Genomic DNA, 3,639 nt, shown 5'->3' with positions numbered 1-3,639 from the left:
GGGCCAGGGCGGCGAGGGTGAGCAGACCCGTGCCCGCACCGAGATCCAGCACATGATCGCCGGGTGAGATTTTCGCGCCAGCGAGAATCCGATCGCGAATCCCGTGGAGCTGGTCTTCCGCCGCCTGCCGTTCGACCGGCGACATCCCGGCGAACCGTTCGGCCGTCAGCCAATGCGCGGCCGGGTCACTCTTCCGCACGACCGCGATCACGCGACGGAGGTGAACACGAAGTTCGGGCCGACCGCGTTCGCCAGGGCGCTTTCCAGCTCGGCCAGGCCCTGATCCTTCTCGGCATGGTAGATCGCGTCGATGCGGTCGAGCTGCTCGTCCGACAGCAGGTCCTGCCCGCGCACGGTGTACTCGAAGAACAGCGCCTCGTCGGCGCGGAACAGTTCGGCCCGCTCGTCAAGGGCCGCCTTCCGGGCGGCGATCTCCTCGACGCCGAGCCGGCAGCCCTTGTGTTCCACCTGCTCGCCGAGCTTCGCCATCCGGATACGGCCCGCGACCAGCCGCTCATGGTACTCGCCCGAGAGTGTGAGCAGACCGCGGATCTGCTCGTCGGTCAGCCCGACCTCGGCATGGTGGGCGAGCATCCGGGTGAACAGCGCCCCGTTGGCAGCGATGCTCTCCGCCTTCACGTCGATCAGATAGCCCGGCTTGGTGAAGCATGCGTGGTTGCTGTTGCACATGATGATCCCTTCGGGTGGGTGAGGGCAGGGAGTGGGGAACCTCCCCGCCCGGGGCAGGCGCTCACGGAAGCGCCCCGGTGGCATTGGGTCGCCGCGGGCGGGGAGGGGATCGGGTGGGGCCGCCTCGGGGAAGGGACGGCCCCGGTCTCAGGGGCCGTTGACACGGCGAAGCGGAACGACTCGGTAGCCGGCGATGTCCGGCAAGGTCTGGGCGTGCTCGTCGGCGAGCCGGGCCACCGGCCAGCCGATCAGGCTCTCCACCGGATTCCCGGCTCTGTCGAGCACGGAGATCGAGTAGTTCGCCGGTGTGTCCCGCCCGGGAATCCAGTTCGTTCCGGGCCGGCGGGTCGGCAGGGTCCGGGAGGGGGAGGATGCCCGCGAGCGGCGGGGCCCGCTCCCCCTCCCGGCATAGATGGCCGCCCTCCACTCGTCCGGCGATCCGCCGTCGATGGTCGGCGATCCGGCACGGGGGCGGCCACCCTCGGCGGCAGCGGCCAACAACCCGCAGGGAGAACCCGTCAGCGTCACGAATCCTCCCTGGCCTCCGGGTGCCGGCCGGCACATCCGCCGGTAAGGACATGACACACTGCGCACCAGATCTACGACAGAATGCTCACCTGATGCCCAGAGGTGGGACATCACCGCTCACCTCCAACGTCCGGCTGTCGGAGGGGAACCGCCGTGCACGCTGATGTCGACACGCTGAAGCAACAACTCGCCTCCCGGTTCCGGGAACTCCAGGATGAGCACCAGCTCTCCGGGGTGCAGTTGGAGAAGCGCACCACCTACTCTCGGAAGAACGTCGGCTGGGATCCGCAACGCGGGGCCGCTGCCGGCAGGCCACGTCCTCGCAGCCCTGGACAAGGTCTTCGGAACCGGCAGCGAGCTGACCGACCTGGGAGAGCGAATCCGGGCCGCCCAAGCCGCACAACGACTCCGGGGCTTGGAGGAAGTTGCCGGGACGGGAACCGCCGTGGACGCTGAACAGCAGACGGCGGAAGAGGAGATGGTCACGACGGACAGGCGACAGGTCTTCGAGTTCGCCGCGGCAGGGCTCGTTGCAGCAGAGACCTACCGGCAGTGGACGACATCCGGACCGGATGTTCTGACCCTCGACGAGATCGACGACTCGATTAACAACCATGCTGCCGCGTTCACCATCGAGCCGCATCACCAGCTCGCGCCGAAGGTGTGGAGAACCTGGGAGTCGGCACACACACTCCTGCGTAGCGGCGGTGCCCGCGCACGGTCGCAGGTGCAACTGACTGTTGCGGCCGGCTACGCCTCGTACATGCTGTGCAGGCTGGCGTTCAACCTCGGTGACACCGTCACCGCCCGCCGGTTCGTGCGCCTCGCGGGTGAGCATGCCGAGCAGACCAACGATGTCGTGCTGGCCGCGTCAGTGGGAGAGATGCTGTCCACGCTGGCGTTCTACGGCCGGCGCTACCGGGAAGCGGCCACCGCGGCGCAGCGGACCGCCGCGGTGGCCGACGGCCCGTACACCCGTGCCCGTATGGCCGCGTACGAAGCGCGGGCGCTCGGCGCGCTCGGCGATGTCGGCGGCACCCGGGCGGCGTTGAACCGGATGCGCACCTCGGTGACAGATCTACCGTTGCAGCCGGGGTGCAGCCCGTTCGGGCAGGCGACCGCGGCCATGTTCGAGGCCGGCGTGCTCGCTCGCATCGGCGCCGGTATCGAGGCCGAGCCGATCGCCCGTCGAGCCGTCGTCGCTTACGAGACCGACCGCGCTACCGGATATGAGGATTACGGGAATGCGTTGCTAGCGATTGCCTGGAGCCTTACCAACCGCGAGCGGCCAGCGGTCGACGAGGCCGCGACAGTCGCCGGGCGTGCTGTTGCGTTGTTGGATGCCAGTCCTACCGCGTCTGTTTCCGCGCGGGTCGTCGAAGTGGCCGCCGGGTTCGGCTCTTACCCGGCGGTGGAGCCCGTACGGGACTTTTGGGACCGATGGAAAGCCCGGCCGCGGCTTGCGTTGACCGGAGGCCACGTATGACCTTCGTCTACGACGCCCCGTCCGTCTTCGAGATACCGACGGTCGTCACGGATCGGCTGGTCCTGCGTGGTTGGCGGGCCGCGGACCTTGAACCGTACGCGGCGATGAACGCCGACCCTGAGACGATGCGGTATCTCGACGGCACCTTCGGCGCGGCCGGAACCGAGCGTCTCGTCACCCATCTCATCGGCATGTGGGTGATCCGCGGTCATGGCATGTGGGCGGTCGAGGATCGGGAGACGGGGGAGTTCCTCGGTCGGGCCGGGACGTACTTCGCGGACGGCTGGCCGGAAGTCGAGGTCGCGGTGTCGATCCGCCGCGATCGCTGGGGCCAAGGGCTTGGCACCGAGGCGATCCGGGCAGCGCTCGACTTCGGCTTCCAGCGGCTGCCCGTCGACGAGCTCATCACGGCGACGCACCAGGAGAACGCGGGGATGAACGCGATCGCGGGCAAGCTTGGGATGACCTTCCGGGAGGTGGCTGACGTCGGCCCATGGAGGGCGAACAACGTCTATGCGATCAGCCGAGTCGAGTGGAACACCCGGCGTGGGGCAACCTCCAGAGCCTGAGCTGCCGGGTACCCATGCCGGAGCCCACGCGAAGGATACGGCGCGGCCGCGCCGGCCGGGCCATCCTGACGGCATGGACGAGGCGCCTGGCAGGCCGTGGCCCAACCCGGTAATCGTGCTGCGCTGCAAGCTGAGCAGCGCCGAGAACCACGCCATCAATATGCAGAGCTGGATCATCGCCACGCAGAATTGGGTGAGTGAGCCGATCAGACCCCCGCCACCCCAGCCGCCACCAAAGCCGATCCTCGGTCCGGAGAGGTTGAAACCTCCCAGACCTAACGACATGCGTGGTCCCCGCATCCGCATTGCAGCCCCCCGCTACCGACATATGGAGCGGCAAGCTACAGGAGGATGGCGTCTAAGGGG

General features: G+C 68.4%; 4 protein-coding genes and 1 pseudogene. 2 read left to right on the top strand and 3 right to left on the bottom strand.

Features of this window, described 5'->3' with window-relative positions; translation table 11 throughout:
* From ACY45C_RS12340 to ACY45C_RS12330, 3 genes and pseudogenes are all read right to left on the bottom strand, one after another.
* Window positions 1-199, bottom strand: a pseudogene (locus ACY45C_RS12340) (hypothetical protein); the annotation flags it as partial.
* A gap of 8 nt (window positions 200-207) precedes the next feature.
* On the bottom strand, window positions 208-690 hold the full coding sequence (locus ACY45C_RS12335; RefSeq protein WP_462187762.1) for a hypothetical protein: 483 nt from the start codon (window positions 688-690) through the stop codon (window positions 208-210).
* A 147-nt stretch (window positions 691-837) separates the two neighbouring features.
* Entirely contained in the window at window positions 838-1,218 is a 381-nt protein-coding gene (locus ACY45C_RS12330) for a hypothetical protein (RefSeq protein WP_462187761.1), read from the bottom strand.
* 415 nt (window positions 1,219-1,633) lie between these two features.
* Between ACY45C_RS12330 and ACY45C_RS12325 the strand changes: the two genes are divergently transcribed.
* Both ACY45C_RS12325 and ACY45C_RS12320 read left to right on the top strand, forming a co-directional pair.
* On the top strand, window positions 1,634-2,704 hold the full coding sequence (locus tag ACY45C_RS12325) for a hypothetical protein (protein WP_462187760.1): 1,071 nt from the start codon (window positions 1,634-1,636) through the stop codon (window positions 2,702-2,704).
* The gene (locus ACY45C_RS12320) at window positions 2,701-3,273 is read left to right on the top strand and encodes a GNAT family N-acetyltransferase (protein ID WP_462187759.1); all 573 of its coding nucleotides are present in this window, start codon (window positions 2,701-2,703) and stop codon (window positions 3,271-3,273) included. Before ACY45C_RS12325 ends, ACY45C_RS12320 begins: the two co-directional genes overlap by 4 nt.
* Window positions 3,274-3,639 lie beyond the last annotated feature (366 nt).

The sequence above is a fragment of the Frankia sp. CcWB2 genome (assembly GCF_977927585.1).
The sequence above is the reverse complement of the archived record's forward strand: the minus strand, read 5'-3'. Positions and strand labels throughout refer to the sequence as shown.

Bases quoted from the DNA above. Each gene is read 5' to 3' on its own strand.
- ACY45C_RS12335 (WP_462187762.1), bottom strand. From the start codon at position 690: ATGTGCAACAGCAACCACGCATGCTTCACCAAGCCGGGCTATCTGATC.
- ACY45C_RS12320 (WP_462187759.1), top strand. From the start codon at position 2,701: ATGACCTTCGTCTACGACGCCCCGTCCGTCTTCGAGATACCGACGGTC.